Source organism: Thauera sp. SDU_THAU2, from assembly GCF_038260575.1.
In the GTDB taxonomy this organism is placed as follows: Bacteria; Pseudomonadota; Gammaproteobacteria; order Burkholderiales; family Rhodocyclaceae; genus Thauera.
The window spans coordinates 2,953,373-2,970,296 of the sequence record NZ_JBBWUN010000003.1; the positions used below are offsets into that span (position 1 = coordinate 2,953,373).

The window sequence follows — 16,924 nt, forward strand, 5'->3', positions numbered from 1 at the left end:
CTTATCTTATCAAGCAGACGGCGGCGCGCTCGCGTGCTGCCATGTCTCCCGCTTCACCTCCCTGAGCGGGTGCCTCGCGCCAGCGGGGCATTTTTCACCCCCGGCTACTCCCCTGGTCGGGGGTTTTTATTTGCCCCTCCTCCGCCCGATCCGCGGACGGAGCTTCCTGCCCGGCATCCGCCCCGGCGAGGCCGAGCCAGCCGCCGATGACGCGTTCGGCATCCTCGACGCCCGTCTTCTTCAGGCTGGAGAAGAGCTGGACCGTCACCTGCGGCCCCAGCGGCGCGAGCTGGCGCCGCACGTCCTGCAGCGCCGCGCTGGCAGCGCCGCGCGACAGCTTGTCGCTCTTGGTCAGCAGGACGTGCATCGGCCGCCCCGACGGTGCGAACCAGTCGATCATCTGGCGGTCGAGCGGCGTCAAGGGATGGCGCGAATCCATGATCAGCACCAGGCCGATCAGGCTTTCCCGCTTGCGCAGATAGTGCTCGATCAGGCCCTGCCACTCGCGCCGGACCTTCTCGGGAACCGCGGCATAGCCGTAGCCCGGCAGGTCGACCAGCAGCGCTCCGCTGTTGAGGCGGAAGAAGTTGATCAACTGGGTACGCCCCGGCGTCTTCGACACGAAAGCCAGCCGGACATGTCCGGCCAGCGTGTTGATCGCGCTCGACTTGCCCGCGTTGGAGCGCCCGGCGAAGGCGATTTCCGCCCCGGAAGGCGGCGGCAGGCCGGACGGCTTGGCGATGGATATCTCGAATTGTGCGTTGCGGAAGATGGGCATGAAAAAGAAGGGGAAAGACCGGGCGGATGCGCCACAAAGCCCACATCGCGTCGCGCAAGGCGGGTTTCCTGTTATAGAATACCGCGTTTGAAACAATCACTCACGGCTTTCCGAGGACATCATGACCAAGCGTTCCCTGCTGCTCTCGTCCCTGTTGCTTGTCGCCGGCGGCCTGCAGGCCCAGGAACAGGCTCCGGACCTCGCCAAGGCAAAACAGACTGTCGAAACGCTCTGCGCCGCCTGTCACAGCACGGATGGCAACAGCCAGTTGTCGGCCAACCCGAAGATCGCAGGGCAGCATGAGGACTACCTCTACAAGCAGCTGCGCGAGTTCAAGGGCTGGAACGGCGAGCCCCCGGCACGCGAAAACGCGGTCATGACGGCAATGGTCGACAGCCTCGAAGAAGCCGACATGCGCGCGCTGGCCAAGTACTTCGCCTCCTTCGAGCTGCAACCCGAGCCGGCGAAGAGCCTCGACACCATCGAACTCGGCCAGAGCATCTGGCGCGGCGGCATCGCCGCCAAGGGCGTTCCCGCCTGTGCCGCCTGTCACGGTCCCGCCGGTGCCGGCCTGCCGGCGCAGTATCCGCGCATCGCCGGCCAGTTCGCCGACTACACCGAAGCCCAGCTCAAGGCCTTCCGCGACGGCGGCCGCGAGAACGACCCGAACCGCATGATGCGCATGATCGCGCTGAAGATGACCGACGCCGAAATGAAGGCCGTCTCGGACTTCGCCGCCGGCCTGCGCTGAGCGCTGCCGACCGTCGATGCGGACAGAAAAAGGGGTGGAGCGATCCACCCCTTTTTTCATGTGCCCACCCTTGTGTGAAAATGGCGGCTGTGCCGGCCCGCCCCGGCAACTTCCGGTTTCACTAGCACGTAGCAGATGAGCCATCCATCCCCCAGCAACACGGCGCAGGACGCCCTGAAGGCCGCCGACGCGCGCCGGCTGATCCTCGACGGCCTGTCCCCGGTCACCGGCAGCGAACGCGTCGAGCTGCATGCCGCCCTCGAGCGCGTGCTGGCGCAGGACGTGATCGCCCCACTCGACGTGCCGATGCACGACAACTCGGCGATGGATGGCTACGCGGTGCGCGCCGAAGACCTGAGCGCCGGCAGCGAAACCATGCTGACCGTGGTCGGCAGCGCCCTTGCCGGCCATCCCTTTGCTGCCTGCCTCGGCGCGGGTGAGGCGGTGCGGATCATGACCGGCGCGGTCATCCCGGACGGCGCCGACGCGGTCGTGATGCAGGAAATCGTCCGCCGCGAAGACGACAGAATCTTCATCCCCGCCGGCCAGCAGAAAGGCCGCAACCTGCGGCGCGCCGGCGAGGACCTCGCTGCCGGCAGCGTCGCCCTGGCCGCCGGCAGACGCTGCGGCCCTGCCGAACTCGGGCTGATCGCCTCGCTCGGCATTGGCGAGGTCGTGGTGCGCCGCCGCCTGCGCGTCGCTTTCTTCTCGACCGGCGACGAACTGGCCTCGATCGGCCAGCCGCTGGCACCCGGCGCGATCTACGACAGCAACCGCCACACCCTGTCCGGCGCACTGGCGCGGCTGGGCTGCGAGCTGCTCGACCTGGGCATCGTGCCCGATCGGCCGGCCGCGCTCGAAGCCGCTTTCGCCAAAGCGGCCGGCACAGCCGATGTCGTCATCACCAGCGGCGGCGTCTCGGTCGGCGACGCCGACTTCATCCGCGAACTGATGGCGCGCATGGGCGAGGTTTCGTTCTGGAAGCTGGCGATCAAGCCCGGGCGGCCGATGGCCTTCGGCCGCATCGGCGATGCCGTGCTGTTCGGCCTGCCCGGCAACCCGGTGGCGACGATGGTGAGTTTCTACCAGTTCGTCCAGGATGCCCTGCTGAGCCTGATGGGCGTGACGCCGCTGCCGCCGGCCGCACGTTTCGCCGTCCGCGCCGACTTCGCCCTGCGCAAGCCGGCAGGCCGCGTCGAATATCTGCGCGGGCGCCTGCTGCGGGACGGCACTGAACCCGGCGTCACGCTGGCCGGCGCCCAGGGCTCGGGCATGCTGCGCTCGATGTCCGAAGCCGACTGCTTCATCGTGCTGCCGGAAGACTGCACTTCGGTGCAGGCCGGCGACACCGTCTTCATCCAACCTTTCCACGGCCTGGTCTGGAGGACCGGGAAACGAACATGACCCAGGACGAACTCAAGAAAGCCGCCGCCCTCGCCGCACTCGACTACATCGAGGACGGCAGCATCGTCGGCGTCGGCACCGGCTCGACGGTGAACCACTTCATCGACGGCCTCGCCGGCATGCGCGAGCGCATCCGCGGCGCGGTCTCCAGCTCCGAAGCGAGCTCGAAGCGGCTCGCCGCCCACGGCATCCCGGTGTTCGATCTCAACGACATCGACAGCATTCCGGTCTATGTCGACGGTGCCGACGAGATCGACGGCGGCTTCGCCATGATCAAGGGCGGCGGCGGCGCGCTGACGCGCGAGAAGATCGTCGCCGCGGTCGCCCGGCGCTTCATCTGCATCTGCGACGTCAGCAAGCGCGTGCAGACGCTGGGCCGCTTCCCGCTGCCGGTCGAGGTGATCCCGATGGCGCGCCGCCACGTCGCCTGCGAACTCGCCCGCCTGGGCGGGGAGCCGCGCCTGCGCGAAGGCTTCGTCACCGACAACGGCAACCTGATCCTCGACGCCCATGGCCTGGCGATCGACGATCCGATCGGTACCGAGCAGCGCATCAACCAGATCGTCGGCGTGGTCACCAACGGCCTGTTCGCCGCCCGCGGCGCCGATCTGCTGCTGCTGGCCGGCAGCACCGGCGTGGAGCGCCTGCAGCGCAGCTGAGGCGACGCTCGATCGCCGTGTGACATGCAACAAAACCTTAACCTTGCGGTGCTAGCCTGCGTGCTTCCATCGACAGGAACATGGCGAAGATGACTGGACACACCTACAAACAGTTCAGCAGCGAACTGGAAGAAATCCGCAGCGGCGTGCTGCGCATGGGCGGGCTGGTCGAAGCGCAGGCCGCGAACGCACTCGAAGGCCTGCGCACCGGCAACCTCACCCTTCTCAATCAGATCATCGAAGGCGACCAGCGCATCAACCTGATGCAGAAGCAGCTCGACGACGCCTGCAACCACATCGTCGCCCTGCGCCAGCCGACCGCAACGGACATGCGCCTGGTGATGACGGTGATCAGGTCGGTGGCCGATCTCGAGCGCATCGGCGACGAAGCCAAGAAGATCGCCAAGTCGGCCAAGCGCCTGCATTCGGCCGAATTGAGCTTCGCCCCCCGCATCGACCTGTCGCCTTCGGCCCAGGCTGCGCTGGCGATGCTGCACTCGGCGCTCGACGCCTTTGCCCGTGCCGACGCCTCCGCCGCGCCGCGCATCGAGCGCGAGGACGCCGAAGTCGATGCCAGCTTCAAGGCGATCATGCGCCAGTTGATCACCTACATGATGGAAGATCCGCGCACGATCACCAGCAGCCTCGAACTGCTGTTCAACGCCAAGGCGATCGAGCGCATCGGCGACCATGCGATGAACATCGCCGAGTACGTGGTCTTCCTGGCCCAGGGCGAGGACGTGCGCTACAGCAAGTCGGAAGAGGCGCTGCGCAGCGGCAACTGAGTAGCCGAAAGGCTGCTCGACAATAAAAAAGGATGGCCAGGCCATCCTTTTTCGTATGTGCCGCTTCGCTGCACTCGATGAGTTTCGCTGCGCGCCGGCCACGCGGCCCGGCCCATCGGCCACCGTCCCTCCGGGAACGGCTCTGGTCGGGGGCGCCCAGCCGGGAGCACCGAGTCGGGGGCGCCTAGCCACGAATGCGGCTTTGCTGCCCCCAAAACACTGCTTTCGCGGCTAAAGCCTACAGGAGAGCTGCGTCACTGCGCGGGCGGCACATAGCCGCTCACCTGGTCCGCGCCGCCTTCGAAGAAGTGCTTTTCCATCTGCTCGGCCAGATACTTGCGCGCGCGCGCATCCATCAGGTTCAGACGGTTCTCGTTGATCAGCATGGTCTGGTACTTGACCCATTGCTGCCACGCTTCCTTCGACACGTTGTCGAAGATGCGCTTGCCCAGCGCGCCCGGCACCGGCGGGAAATCCAGCCCTTCCGCCTCACGGCCGAGTTTCACGCAATTCACCATGCGAGCCATGTTCAATCCTCTCTGCTAACGGGTTCATCGGAGCTCGAAGCCGGCATTCTAGCGGATTCACCCCCGCCTCTCGCCGACAGGCTCCAACGATTGCGCCCTTCTGCCTTCGAGCGGTACATCGCCTCGTCGGCGGCCGCCATCAGGCTTTCCTCGTCACGGCCATGCTCGGGAAACAGGGCGATGCCGATGCTTGCGGTGACGCCCGTCTTGTGTCCATCGAACTCGAACACCAGATTGCCGATCGACTCGCACAGGCGATTGGCCAGCTCCGACAGGGCCGAAGCCCCAGCATCGGGCACCAGGATGGAGAACTCGTCGCCACCGACACGGAAGAACATTTCATTGCGGCGCACCACGCTGCCGACCCGCTCGACGAGCTTCACCAGCACTTCGTCGCCCGCTTGGTGGCCGAAGGCGTCGTTGATCGGCTTGAAGCCGTCGAGATCGATGCCGAGCAAGCCGACCGAGGTACCGCGCCGCGCGGCGTCGGCCAGCATGCGCTCCAGCTCCTCGTGGAAACGGCGCCGGTTGAAGATGTTGGTCAGCGGGTCGCGCTCCGCCATCGAGATCAGCTGTGCCGAGATGCGCCGGGCCTCGGTCACGTCCTCATAGATCCAGACCCGGCCGATGCGCTGATCCTTGCCCGCCCCGGCCACCACCGCCGAACGGTCGGTGATCACACGTCCATCGGCGAAACGGAATTCGTACTCGTCGCTCATCGGCTGCTTGGCGTCCAGCACCTCGGCGATGTGGGCGAAATAGGCCTGGGCATCTTCCAGCAGCGACGCGGCCTTGTTCTGCAGCGTGCTCTCGCGCATGCCGATCAGGTGCGTATCCTCCGGATAGCCCCAGATTTCGAGCATCGCCCGGTTGTAGTACAACACCCGCCGCTCCTGGTCCATGAACAGGATGCCCGGCCGGATCAGGTTGAGCAGCGCGGCGAGGCGCTGGCGCTCGTCGTTGCTGCGCAGCAGGTAGTGCTCGCGCAGCGCCTGGGCGCGGCGAAGCTCGGTGACCGTTTCGAGCAGCTTGTACTCGGTTTCCTTGCGCGACTGGATGTCCTCGGCCGACAACCGCAGGGCGGCCAGCCCCGGCGCGGCATCCGGCATCGCCCGCCAGTGGGAGGCGACCCAGGCCGCTTCGCCGTCCCGCCGCCTGAGCCGCAGCTCGAAATCCTGCGCCACGCCGTCCACCACCATCTGCGTCAGCATGCGGCGGCAGTAGCTGCGGTCCGACTCGTGTACGAGCAGATCCAGCGCGTCCTCGGCCTCCATGCACTCCCGCGGCTCCAGCCCGGTGACGCGCTCGATCGAGGGGCTGATCCACAGCAGGCGCAGGTCGCGGTCGAACACCGCCTCGATGCCGTGGACACCCTCCGCCACCTGCCGCAGAAGCGCCAGTTCGACATCGGCCTGCCGCCGCATCGCACGTCTGGGCCAGAGGATCATAGGAGCTTCACGAATACCTTCGAGCGCCGCTGCAGGTTGTACAGCTCACGCTTCTTGCGCGGCAGGGCTTCGGGGCCGATCTCGCTGAAGCCCCGTTCGCGGAACCAGTGTGCGGTGCGCGTCGTCAGCACGAACAGCCGCTCGAGCCGCTGCACGCGAGCACGGCGCTCGATGCGCTTCAGCAACTGGTCGCCCAGCCCGGCGCGGCGATATTCCGGCGTCACCGCGAGACAGGCGAGTTCGGCGGCATTGTCCTCCGAGAACGGGTACAGCGCCGCGCAGCCCACCAGCACGCCATCGTGTTCGACCACGGTGAAACGTTCGATTTCCTGTTCGAGCAGCTCGCGGCCGCGGCGCACCAGCGTGCCGTCGGCCTCCATCGGTGTGATCAGCGAGACGAGCGCGGCGACGTCGTCGACCGTCGCCTCGCGCAGGCGGAACAAGGGGTCGCGCGACACCACGGTGCCGACGCCGGCGTGGGTGAAGAACTCCAGCAGCAGCCCGCCGTCCTTGTCGTGATCGATCAGGTGGCAGCGCGCCACGCCGCGGCGCACCGCGCGGATCGCACACGGCAGGAACAGCCCCAGGTCCTCGGTCAGGCCGTCCCCGCTCGCGAGCCTGGCTTGCGCCTCGTCCGCGGTCACCGATTCGACCAGGCCGCCGTCGGCATCCAGCAGCCCAGGCGCATCGCACAGGTAGATGAGTTTTTCGGCCTTCACCGCCACCGCCACCGCTTCGGCGACCTCTTCCATCGCCAGGTTGAAGATTTCCCCCGCGGGCGAGACGCCGAGCGGCGTGATCAGGACCACGTTGTGCTGGTCGAGGTCGGCGTTGATCTCCTCGGCGACGATCTTGCGCACCGCGCCGGTGTATTGGTAATCGACGCCATCGACGACGCCGACGGGGCGCGCGGTGATGAAGTTGCCGCCGGTCACGCGCATGTAGCTGCCCGCCATCGGCGTGTTCGGCAGCCCCTGCGACAGCAGCGCCTCGACTTCGAAGCGGGTCACCGCCATCGCTGCCTTCACGCACTCCAGCGCCTCGGCATCGGTCACCCGCAGGCCGTGGTGGAAACGCGGCTCCAGGCCGCGGCGGGCCAGCTCGACATCGATCTGCGGCCGCGCCCCATGCACCAGCACCAGGCGGATGCCGAGCGCGGCGAGCAGGTTGCAGTCGTAGGCCAGGCGCTGCGCGCGATCGCCCGCCGCCACTTCGCCGCCGAAGCCGACGACGAAAGTCTTGCCGCGAAAGGCGTGGATGTAAGGCGCAGCGCCACGCACCCAGGCGACGAACTGGGAAGTGGGGTCGTCGGGCACCGGTACGGCAGAGGTCGTTTCAGCGTTCACGCAGTCACCGCGGCAGAAGCCGGACCAGCGGCATGCGAAGCCACCGAACCGACGGAATTTCGGATGGCGGGATTCTAGCGGATGCGTGCGCGCGGCGACATCGCCGCGCCCAAATCAGGCCAGCTCCGCTTCGATGCGCTCACAAATCGTGCGCAGAACCTTGATCCGTGCAAAATATTTGTTCTCCGCCTCGACCAAGGTCCAGGGCGCGCGCTCGGTACTGGTGCGATCGACCATGTCGCACACGGCACGGACGTAGTCGTCCCACTTCTCGCGATTGCGCCAGTCTTCCGCGGTGATCTTGAAGCGTTTGTGCGGCTCGGCCTCGCGCGCTTCGAAACGCGCCAGTTGTTCATCCTTGCCGATCGCCAGCCAGAACTTGATCACGATGATGCCGGCGTCGGCGAGTTGATCCTCGAAGTCGTTGATCTCGGCGTAGGCCCGCATCCAGTCGGCTTCCGAGCAGAAGCCCTCGACCCGCTCGACCAGCACCCGGCCGTACCACGAACGGTCGAACACGACGGTCTTGCCGCGCGCCGGCAGGTGGCGCCAGAAGCGCCACAGATAGGGCTGCGCGCGCTCCTCCTCGGTCGGCGCCGAAACCGGCACCACGCTGTACTGGCGGATGTCCAGCGCCGCGGTGACACGGCGGATGGCACCGCCCTTGCCGGCGGCGTCCACGCCTTCGAACACGAGCGCCAGCGCATGCCTGCTGCGGAACGCCGCCTCGCGCGTCAACAGCGCCAGCCGGCCCTGGAGACTTTCGAGTGCCTCTTCGTATTCCTTCTTGCCCATTTCCCGGCGCAGCACCAGGCTGTCGAGCAGGTTGCGCCGGTCGATGAGCGGCGGCAGCGGCGGTGCCAGCTGGCGCGGCGCGTGCTTGCGGCGGGCGGCCTCGAGGCGCTTCTGCAACGCCGCGAGCAATGTGCGGCCGACGAACAGCGCGCGGAAGCGCGGATCGCTGCCATCGACGATCATCCACGGCGCATTGCCGGTACTGGTCTGGCGCAGCGCGCGTGCGGCGACGTCGCGATAGCGCGCGTACTGCCGGTAGAAATGCCAGTCGCGCTCGGTGACGCGCCAGCGCGTGCGCGGATCCTTTTCCAGTTCGCGCAGGCGCTTCTTCTGCCCGCTCTTCGGCAGGTGGAACCAGAACTTGACCAGCAGTACGCCTTCCTGCGTCAGCATGTCCTCGAAACGGCGGATCTCGCCGAGGCGCTGCTCGAAGCGGGCCTTGCTGCCGATGCGCCCGACCCGGTCGCGGATCGGCTGCGAATACCAGTTGTTGAACATCACGCCGATCTTGCCGCGCGGCGGCAGCGCCCGCCAGAAACGCCACATGAACGGACGCTCGCTCTCCTCGGCGGTCGGCTGGTCGAAGGCCCAGCCTTCGATGTGGCGCGAATCCATCCACTCGTCGAGCAGGTTCATGGTCTCGCCCTTGCCCGCACCGTCGATGCCGTTGATCAGCACGACGACGGCGAACTGCTTCAGTTCGAGGATTTCGTACTGGGCATCGAGCAAGGCCATGCGCAGCGGCGGCACGGCGGCCTCGTACTCTTCCTTGTCGGTCCTGTGGCCAAGCTCCGCGGATTCGAACATCCCACCCTCCCGTCCTTGCAGCACCGCATGGGTCCAGTCAGAAATCTCCCCAGCGCGCCTGCAGTACCGCCAGCGCCGCCAGTCCCGCGGTTTCGGTCCGCAGCACCCGCGGCCCCAGCGTCACCCGCCGCACGCCTGCCGCATCGCAGGCAGCAAGCTCGCCTTCGGTCCAGCCGCCTTCGGGGCCGACCAGCACATGCACGTCCCCCTCCGGCCGCTCGCCCACCGGCAAACCGTCGCGCCCCCCGGCGCCAGCACCCAGGCAGCCTGCCCACGCACGGCAGCGAGCCATTGCAGCAGCGGCCGGATCGGCGCCACTTCCGGAATGCGGTTGCGCCCGCTCTGCTCGCAGGCGGACACCGCCACCTGCTGCCAGTGGACGCGCCGCTTGTCCGCGCGTTCGCCCGCCAGCCGCAGCACCGAACGCTCGGCCTGCACCGGCTGGATCGCCGCCGCCCCCAGCTCCACCGCCTTCTGCACCACCCAGTCCATCTTGTCGCCCGCCGCCAGCGCCTGCACCAGCACCACACGCAAGGGAGATTCGCGATCGAACGGGCGCCGCTCGCCGAGCACGGCAAAACCGGCCTTGCCGCGCACCGCCAGGCGAGCCTCGACTTCGCCGCCTTCGCCGTCGAACAGCACCAGCGGCTCGCCGTCGCGCAGGCGCAGCACGCGCAGCGCGTGATGGGCGAGATCGTCGGGCAGCGCAACTTCGCCGCCATTCGGCAGACGACCCGGGAAATGGAAACGTGAAATCATCGTAAGATTATAGGCCTCGCATCAAGCAGCCGACCGGCCAGGAGCCCGCATGCCCACCGCAGCCCAACGCCTCGCCCATGCCAGAGCCCTCGAATCGCTGGTGCGCGACATCGCGCGCGACGAAATCCTGCCCCGCTACCTGAAGTCGGCGCGCAACCGCAAGCCGGACGGCTCGCTGTTCACCGAGGCCGACCTGGCCTCGCAGCGCTGCTTCAGCGAAGCCTTGCCGAAATTCCTCGCCGGCGAAGTGCTCGGCGAGGAAATGACCGCCACCGAACAGGCCCACCTGTGGAACGAAGGCGGGCGCGGCCTGTGGTGCATCGACCCGATCGACGGCACGACCAACTTCGCCAACGGCATTCCGCTGTTCGCGGTGTCGATCGCCTACCTGATCGACCACGAGCCGGTGCTGGGCGTGGTGTACAACCCGATCACCGACGAATCCTTCTATGCCGCGCGCGGCGCCGGCGCCTTTCTCAACGGCACCGAACTGCCGCTGCGCGAAGGCGCCTCCAGCCTGCGCGATGCGGTGGCCGGCGTCGACTTCAAGCGCATCAGCCATCACCTGGGCGACGAACTGGCGGTGCGTCCGCCCTATTACTCGCAGCGCAACTTCGGCTCCAGCGCGCTGGAATGGTGTTTCGTCGCCGCCGGCCGGCTGGATGTCCTACCTGCACGGCGGCCAGATGCTGTGGGATTACGCCGCCGGCCGGCTGATCCTGGCCGAAGCGGGTGGCGTGGCCGAAGCGCTGGACGGCGGCTCGCTGATGGCCGGCCCGGCGCTGAAGCGCGGCGTCATCGCCGCCGTCAATCCCAGCCTGTTCACCGAATGGTCTGCATGGGTGAAGGCGCGATCCTGAGCAATGGGCGCCTGGCCAGGGGCGCCCGGCTGAGCAGCAAGCGGCGAGGGCAAATCTGAGCGAAGGGTGTCCGGACGCCTCCGCGCCGGGTACCTGCGATCTGTTCCGTCTTGCTGCACCGCAATATACTAAAGCACGGGCACCAACTGGTGCGGCGTGGAGACCATCATGACCATGAAACACCCGATCATCGCCGTCACCGGCTCATCCGGCGCCGGCACGACGACGGTCAAGCACACTTTCGAAGCGATCTTCCACCGCGAGCACGTCAACGCCGCGATCGTCGAAGGCGACAGCTTCCACCGCTACACGCGGGCGGAGATGAAGGAGCAGATCGAAGAGGCCGAACGTGCCGGACAGCGCGGCATCAGCCATTTCGGCCCCGAAGCCAACCTGTTCGCCGAGCTGGAAAGCCTGTTCCGCTCCTATGGCGAAGCCGCCACCGGCCGGCGCCGCCACTACATCCACAACGAGGCGCAGGCGATGCGCTGGAACCTGCCGATGGGCACCTTCACCGAATGGGAAGACCTGCCGGTCGGCACCGACTGCCTGTTCTACGAGGGCCTGCACGGCGCGGTCGTCACCGACGATGTCGACGTCTCGCGCCACGTCGACCTGCTGATCGGCGTGGTGCCGACGATCAACCTCGAATGGATCCAGAAGCTGCACCGCGACACCCGGATCCGCGGCTACTCGGCCGACGCGGTGCAGGACACCATCCTGCGCCGCATGCACGACTACGTGCATTACATCGTGCCGCAGTTCGCCCGCACCCACATCAATTTCCAGCGCGTGCCGATCGTCGATACCTCGAACCCCTTCATCGCCCGCGACGTGCCGACGCAGGACGAATCGATGGTGGTGATCCGCTTCAAGGATCCGCGCGGCGTCGACTTCCCCTACCTGCTGAACATGATCCCCAACGCCTTCATGAGCCGCGCCAACACCATCGTCATTCCGGGCGGCAAGCTCGACCTGGCGATGCAGTTGATCCTGACGCCGCTGATCTGGAAGCTGATGGAGCGGCGCCGGCAATCGGTATGAGCAGCGCAACGGAGCGCCGGACAGGCCGATGCGCCATTGCGGCATTGGCATCGGCAAGGGCTTTTAAGGGATAATTGCGGTTTTTCCGATGGTGGCCTCCGGCCCGAGAACACAGCATGCAGTCGACCCGCAACGTCAAGCCTCCGGTCTTCAACCCTGTCACCGGCGCAATCCGCGCCCTGGCGATGGACGCCGTGCAACAGGCCAACTCCGGCCACCCCGGTGCGCCGATGGGCATGGCCGAGATCGCCGAAGTGCTGTGGCGCCACCACCTGAAGCACAATCCGGCGAACCCCAAGTGGGCCGACCGCGACCGCTTCGTGCTGTCCAACGGCCACGGCTCGATGCTGGTCTACGCGCTGCTGCACCTCACCGGCTACGACCTGCCGATCGAGGAACTGAAGCGTTTCCGCCAGCTGCACAGCAAGACCCCCGGCCACCCCGAATACGGCTACGCGCCCGGCGTCGAGACCACCACCGGCCCGCTCGGCCAGGGCATCACCAACGCGGTGGGCATGGCGCTGGCCGAAAAGCTGCTGGCCGCCGACTTCAACCGCCCCGGCCACGAGATCGTCGATCACCACACCTATGTCTTCCTCGGCGACGGCTGCCTGATGGAAGGCATCTCGCACGAAGCCTGCTCGCTCGCCGGCACCTGGGGCCTGGGCAAGCTGATCGCCTTCTACGACGACAACAACATCTCCATCGACGGCCACGTCGAGGGCTGGTTCACCGACGACACCCCCAAGCGCTTCGAAGCCTACGGCTGGCAGGTGATCCGCGACGTGCAAGGCCATGACCCGGCCGCGATCGAAGCCGCCATCCAGCAGGCCAGGGCCAACACCGCCCAGCCCACGCTGGTCTGCTGCAAGACCGTGATCGGCGCCGGTGCGCCCAACAAGCAGGGCAGCCACGACGTGCACGGCGCCCCGCTCGGCGCCGCCGAAATCGAGGCCGCGCGCGCCCACATCGGCTGGACCCACCCGCCGTTCGAGATCCCCGGCCGAGGTCTATGCCGCCTGGGACGCCCGCGCCGAGGGCGCCGAAGCCGAGGCCCGGTGGAACACCCGCTTCGCCGCCTACCGCGCCGCCCATCCCGAGCTCGCCGCCGAATTCGAGCGCCGCATGGCCGGCGAGTTGCCTGCCGACTGGGATGCCCATGTCGCCGCCGTGCTGGCCAAGGTCGTCGACAAGGCCGAAACCATCGCCACCCGCAAGGCCAGCCAGAACAGCATCGAAGCCTACGCGCCCAAGCTGCCCGAGCTGCTCGGCGGCTCGGCCGACCTGGCCGGCTCCAACCTCACGCTGTGGTCGGGCGCCAAGGGCGTGAGCAAGACCAACGGCGGCAACTACGTCTATTACGGCGTGCGCGAATTCGGCATGGCCGCGATCGCCAACGGCATCAGCCTGCACGGCGGCCTGATCCCCTACACCGCCACTTTCCTGATGTTCAGCGAGTACGCGCGCAACGCCCTGCGCATGGCGGCGCTGATGAAGATCCGCCAGATCTTCGTGTTCACCCACGACTCGATCGGCCTCGGCGAGGACGGCCCCACCCACCAGCCGGTCGAGCAGATCGCCACGCTGCGGCTGATCCCCAACATGGACGTCTGGCGCCCCTGCGACAGCACCGAATCGGCCGTCGCCTGGGCCTGCGCGATCGAACGCAAGAGCGGCCCGAGCAGCCTGTGCTTCTCGCGCCAGAACCTGCCTTTCCAGACCCGCAGCGCCGAACAGCTGGCCGACATCCGCCGCGGCGGCTACGTGCTGGCCGAAGCGAACGGCACGGCCCGGGCCGTCATCCTCGCCACCGGCTCCGAAGTCACGCTGGCGCTGGCCGCCCGGCAGCAACTGGCCGAGGCAGGCATCGCCGTCCGCGTCGTGTCGATGCCGAGCACCAACGTCTTCGACCGCCAGGACGAGGCGTACAGGGCGGCCGTGCTGCCCAAGGGCCTGCCGCGCGTGGCGGTCGAGGCCGGCGTCAGCGACGGCTGGCGCAAATACGTCGGCCTGGAAGGCGAAGTCGTCGGCATCGACCGCTTCGGCGAGTCCGCGCCGGCCGGCGAGCTGTTCAAGTATTTCGGCATCACCACCGAGGCCGTCGTGGCCGCGGTCAGGAAAGCGCTCGCCTGAGGCGAGCAATCGGTTTCGTGTATCCATGAAGAGGGAGAAGCATCGATGAGCATCAAGGTCGCCATCAACGGTTTCGGTCGTATCGGTCGCTGCACGCTGCGCGCCATCTACGAGCAGGGGCTGCAGAACGAATTCGAAGTGGTCGCCATCAACGCCTCCGGCGATCTGGCCACCAACGCCCACCTGCTGAAGTACGACACCACCCATGGCCGCTTCGCCACCTCGGTCGACACCGAAGGCGAGAACACCATCATCATCGACGGCAAGAAGACCCCCTTCTATTCCACCAAGGATCCCAAGGGCGTCAACTGGGGCAGCCACGGCGTCGACGTGCTGCTGGAATGCACCGGCGCCTACACCACCAAGGCCAAGGCCCAGGCGCTGCTCGACCAAGGTGCCAAGCGCGTGCTGATCTCGGCGCCGGGCGGTGACGACGTGGACACCACCATCGTCATGGGCGTCAATGAAGAAGCGCTGAAGGCCGGCATGACCGTCGTCTCCAACGCTTCGTGCACCACCAACTGCCTGGCCCCGGTCGCCAAGATCCTGGCCGACAGCGTCGGCATCAAGCAGGGCCTGATGACCACCATCCACGCCTACACCAACGACCAGGTCACCGTCGACGTCCGCCACAAGGACCTGCGCCGCGCCCGCGCCGCCGCCGCCAACATCATCCCGACCAAGACCGGCGCCGCCAAGGCCGTCGGCCTGGTGCTGCCGCAACTGGTCGGCAAGGTCGATGGCTTCGCCCTGCGCGTGCCGACGATCAACGTCTCGCTGGTCGATCTGACCTTCACCGCCGAGCGCGCCACCACCAAGGAAGAGATCAACGAGCTGATGACCGCCGCGGCCAACGGCCCGCTGAAGGGCATCCTGGCGGTCAACACCGAGCCGCTGGTGTCGTCCGACTTCAACCACACCACCGTCTCCTCCACCTTCGACGCCACCCAGACCCGCGTCATCAAGGGCGAGGACGGCTCGGTGCTGGTCAAGGTGCTGGCCTGGTACGACAACGAGTGGGGCTATTCCTGCCGCATGCTCGACGCCGCCCGCGCCTTCGTCAACGCCAAGTAAGCGTTCGCAACCGCAAACCATCGACGCCCTGCCCCGCAGGGCGTTTTCACGAGACTCACACGATCATGCAAGTCAAGAAACTCAGCCAACTCGACGTGCGCGGCAAGAAGGTCTTCATCCGCGCCGACCTCAACGTGCCGCAGGACGAAGCCGGCAACATCACCGAGGACACCCGCATCCGCGCCTCCATCCCGTCGATCCAGTACTGCCTGGACAAGGGCGCGGCGGTGATGGTCACCTCCCACCTCGGCCGCCCGACCGAAGGCACGGTCGGCCCCGACGACACCCTGGCGCCGGTTGCCGTGCGCCTGGGCCAGTTGCTGAACAAGCCGGTCAAGCTGATCGCCGACTGGGTCGATGGCGACTTCGAGGCCAAGCCGGGCGAAGTCGTGCTGCTGGAGAACTGCCGCTGCAACAAGGGCGAGAAGAAGGACAACGAGGAACTGGCGAAGAAGATGGCCGCGCTGTGCGACATCTACGTCAATGACGCCTTCGGCACCGCCCACCGCGCCGAAGCCACCACCCACGGCATCGCCCGCTTCGCGCCGGTGGCCTGCGCCGGCATGCTGATGGGCGCCGAGATCGACGCGCTCGGCAAGGCCCTGCACGATCCCAAGCGGCCGCTGGTCGCGATCGTCGGCGGCGCGAAGGTGTCGACCAAGCTGACCATCCTGAAGACCCTGGCGGCCAAGGTCGACCAGCTCATCGTCGGCGGCGGCATCGCCAACACCTTCCTGCTCGCCGCCGGCAAGCGCATCGGCGAATCGCTGGCCGAGCCCGAAATGGTGCGCGAAGCCCAGCAGGTCATGGACATCATGAAGGAGCGCGGCGCCGAAGTGCCGCTGCCCACCGACGTCGTGGTGGCCGACGAAGTCTCGGCGCTGGCGCGTGCCAACCGCATTTCGGTGGACGAAGTCGGCCCGCACGACCGCATCCTGGACTTCGGTCCCAAGTCCTCGGCCAGGCTCGCCGACATCATCGCCCACGCCGGCACCATCGTCTGGAACGGCCCGGTCGGCGTCTTCGAACACGCCCAGTTCGCCGGCGGCACCAAGATGATGGCCTCGGCCATCGCCCATTCCGAAGCCTTCTCGATCGCCGGCGGCGGCGACACCCTGGCGGCCATCGCCAAGTTCAACATCGCCGACGACGTGGGCTACATCTCGACCGGCGGCGGCGCCTTCCTGGAGTTCCTCGAAGGCAAGACCCTGCCGGCGATCGCCGCGCTGGAAGCGCGCTACGCCGACTGAAGGACATCGACGAAAGGGGCGCCGCGGCGCCCCTTTTCCGTTGCCGGGCCAGGACGGCTTCAGGGCATCGGGTGCAGCATCAGGTCGGTCTTGCGCCGGCCGGGCGCGCTCCTGCGGTCCTCCCGGGCGTCGATGAACTGCATCCGCTGGGCATGGACGTAAGGATCGCGGCGATTGTAGTGGCGGCGGTCTTCGTGGTGCCGGTAGATGCACTCGCAACGGCTGCTTTCACAGTCCGCCAGCGGCAGATGCGGCGCATGGGCGGCAAGGAAGCGCTGTCCCGCCAGCTTGCGCACCGCCTCGCAGCCATCGCCGCGGGCTTCGAGCGCCACGCAATGATATGGATGCTGCGGCATCTCCGTGCGCGCGGGCGCCGGCGGCGTCCGCCGCTGCAGCAGCAACCAGCCGGCCAGCACGCCGGCGATCAGGGCGAGCACGACTGCAAATTCCATGGTCCTTCCCCAGGCTTGTACGCCGACTTCCAGTCTAGTCACCGAAAACTGG

General features: G+C 67.4%; 13 protein-coding genes and 3 pseudogenes. 9 read left to right on the top strand and 7 right to left on the bottom strand.

Going from position 1 to position 16,924, the window contains the following annotated elements:
* Positions 1-94: 94 nt before the first annotated feature.
* Positions 95-778, bottom strand: a complete 684-nt coding sequence (gene yihA / locus AAFL97_RS15470; RefSeq protein ID WP_341645674.1) for a ribosome biogenesis GTP-binding protein YihA/YsxC — start codon at positions 776-778, stop codon at positions 95-97.
* Positions 779-899: 121 nt separating this feature from the next.
* On the opposite strand from yihA, the gene AAFL97_RS15475 reads away from it, so the two are divergent.
* The 4 genes from AAFL97_RS15475 to phoU all read left to right on the top strand — a co-directional run bounded on the left by AAFL97_RS15475 (position 900) and on the right by phoU (position 4,377).
* A complete protein-coding gene (locus AAFL97_RS15475; RefSeq protein ID WP_263462569.1) occupies positions 900-1,529 on the top strand; it encodes a c-type cytochrome in 630 nt (209 codons plus the stop codon).
* A 135-nt stretch (positions 1,530-1,664) separates the two neighbouring features.
* A complete protein-coding gene (gene moeA, locus AAFL97_RS15480) occupies positions 1,665-2,933 on the top strand; it encodes a molybdopterin molybdotransferase MoeA (RefSeq protein ID WP_341645675.1) in 1,269 nt (422 codons plus the stop codon).
* Positions 2,930-3,592 (top strand): ribose-5-phosphate isomerase RpiA, encoded by a 663-nt coding sequence (gene rpiA / locus AAFL97_RS15485; protein ID WP_341645676.1) that lies wholly within the window; start codon positions 2,930-2,932, stop codon positions 3,590-3,592. The genes moeA and rpiA overlap by 4 nt, the downstream gene beginning before the upstream one ends.
* Positions 3,593-3,681: 89 nt before the next feature.
* A complete protein-coding gene (phoU, locus tag AAFL97_RS15490) occupies positions 3,682-4,377 on the top strand; it encodes a phosphate signaling complex protein PhoU (RefSeq protein WP_341647181.1) in 696 nt (231 codons plus the stop codon).
* Positions 4,378-4,631: 254 nt separating this feature from the next.
* On the opposite strand, the gene AAFL97_RS15495 is transcribed toward phoU, so the two are convergent.
* From AAFL97_RS15495 to AAFL97_RS15515, 5 genes and pseudogenes are all read right to left on the bottom strand, one after another.
* Positions 4,632-4,904, bottom strand: coding sequence for an oxidative damage protection protein (locus AAFL97_RS15495; RefSeq protein ID WP_068635574.1), 273 nt, complete (start codon positions 4,902-4,904; stop codon positions 4,632-4,634).
* 2 nt (positions 4,905-4,906) lie between these two features.
* Positions 4,907-6,352 carry a diguanylate cyclase domain-containing protein gene (locus AAFL97_RS15500; RefSeq protein WP_341645677.1) on the bottom strand — a complete coding sequence of 482 codons (1,446 nt, stop codon included), beginning with the start codon at positions 6,350-6,352 and terminating at the stop codon, positions 4,907-4,909.
* Entirely contained in the window at positions 6,349-7,698 is a 1,350-nt protein-coding gene (gene argA, locus AAFL97_RS15505) for an amino-acid N-acetyltransferase (RefSeq protein WP_263462574.1), read from the bottom strand. Before argA ends, AAFL97_RS15500 begins: the two co-directional genes overlap by 4 nt.
* 114 nt (positions 7,699-7,812) lie before the next feature.
* Positions 7,813-9,300: a polyphosphate:AMP phosphotransferase gene (gene pap / locus AAFL97_RS15510; RefSeq protein WP_341645678.1), complete on the bottom strand. Its 1,488-nt coding sequence runs from the start codon at positions 9,298-9,300 to the stop codon at positions 7,813-7,815.
* Positions 9,301-9,337: 37 nt separating this feature from the next.
* A pseudogene (locus AAFL97_RS15515) lies at positions 9,338-10,059 on the bottom strand (16S rRNA (uracil(1498)-N(3))-methyltransferase).
* Positions 10,060-10,108: 49 nt separating this feature from the next.
* Between AAFL97_RS15515 and AAFL97_RS15520 the strand changes: the two are divergent.
* The 5 genes and pseudogenes from AAFL97_RS15520 to AAFL97_RS15540 all read left to right on the top strand — a co-directional run bounded on the left by AAFL97_RS15520 (position 10,109) and on the right by AAFL97_RS15540 (position 16,420).
* Positions 10,109-10,919: pseudogene (locus AAFL97_RS15520) on the top strand (inositol monophosphatase family protein).
* 168 nt (positions 10,920-11,087) lie between these two features.
* Entirely contained in the window at positions 11,088-11,963 is an 876-nt protein-coding gene (locus AAFL97_RS15525) for a phosphoribulokinase (protein ID WP_263462578.1), read from the top strand.
* Positions 11,964-12,079: 116 nt separating this feature from the next.
* Positions 12,080-14,096: pseudogene (gene tkt / locus AAFL97_RS15530) on the top strand (transketolase).
* A gap of 45 nt (positions 14,097-14,141) precedes the next feature.
* Positions 14,142-15,170 carry a type I glyceraldehyde-3-phosphate dehydrogenase gene (gap, locus tag AAFL97_RS15535; RefSeq protein ID WP_341645679.1) on the top strand — a complete coding sequence of 343 codons (1,029 nt, stop codon included), beginning with the start codon at positions 14,142-14,144 and terminating at the stop codon, positions 15,168-15,170.
* A 65-nt stretch (positions 15,171-15,235) separates the two neighbouring features.
* Positions 15,236-16,420 (top strand): phosphoglycerate kinase, encoded by a 1,185-nt coding sequence (locus AAFL97_RS15540; protein WP_341645680.1) that lies wholly within the window; start codon positions 15,236-15,238, stop codon positions 16,418-16,420.
* Positions 16,421-16,479: 59 nt separating this feature from the next.
* Here AAFL97_RS15540 and AAFL97_RS15545 read toward each other — a convergent pair whose 3' ends face one another.
* Positions 16,480-16,872 carry a hypothetical protein gene (locus AAFL97_RS15545; protein WP_341645681.1) on the bottom strand — a complete coding sequence of 131 codons (393 nt, stop codon included), beginning with the start codon at positions 16,870-16,872 and terminating at the stop codon, positions 16,480-16,482.
* Positions 16,873-16,924: the final 52 nt, after the last annotated feature.

What these genes read in the sequence shown, in the direction of transcription:
- pap (WP_341645678.1), bottom strand. Translation starts at nt 9,300, where the DNA reads ATGTTCGAATCCGCGGAGCTTGGCCACAGGACCGACAAGGAAGAGTAC.
- AAFL97_RS15475 (WP_263462569.1), top strand. Translation starts at nt 900, where the DNA reads ATGACCAAGCGTTCCCTGCTGCTCTCGTCCCTGTTGCTTGTCGCCGGC.
- AAFL97_RS15540 (WP_341645680.1), top strand. Translation starts at nt 15,236, where the DNA reads ATGCAAGTCAAGAAACTCAGCCAACTCGACGTGCGCGGCAAGAAGGTC.
- yihA (WP_341645674.1), bottom strand. Translation starts at nt 778, where the DNA reads ATGCCCATCTTCCGCAACGCACAATTCGAGATATCCATCGCCAAGCCG.
- phoU (WP_341647181.1), top strand. Translation starts at nt 3,682, where the DNA reads ATGACTGGACACACCTACAAACAGTTCAGCAGCGAACTGGAAGAAATC.
- AAFL97_RS15525 (WP_263462578.1), top strand. Translation starts at nt 11,088, where the DNA reads ATGACCATGAAACACCCGATCATCGCCGTCACCGGCTCATCCGGCGCC.
- moeA (WP_341645675.1), top strand. Translation starts at nt 1,665, where the DNA reads ATGAGCCATCCATCCCCCAGCAACACGGCGCAGGACGCCCTGAAGGCC.
- AAFL97_RS15500 (WP_341645677.1), bottom strand. Translation starts at nt 6,352, where the DNA reads ATGATCCTCTGGCCCAGACGTGCGATGCGGCGGCAGGCCGATGTCGAA.
- AAFL97_RS15545 (WP_341645681.1), bottom strand. Translation starts at nt 16,872, where the DNA reads ATGGAATTTGCAGTCGTGCTCGCCCTGATCGCCGGCGTGCTGGCCGGC.
- rpiA (WP_341645676.1), top strand. Translation starts at nt 2,930, where the DNA reads ATGACCCAGGACGAACTCAAGAAAGCCGCCGCCCTCGCCGCACTCGAC.
- gap (WP_341645679.1), top strand. Translation starts at nt 14,142, where the DNA reads ATGAGCATCAAGGTCGCCATCAACGGTTTCGGTCGTATCGGTCGCTGC.
- AAFL97_RS15495 (WP_068635574.1), bottom strand. Translation starts at nt 4,904, where the DNA reads ATGGCTCGCATGGTGAATTGCGTGAAACTCGGCCGTGAGGCGGAAGGG.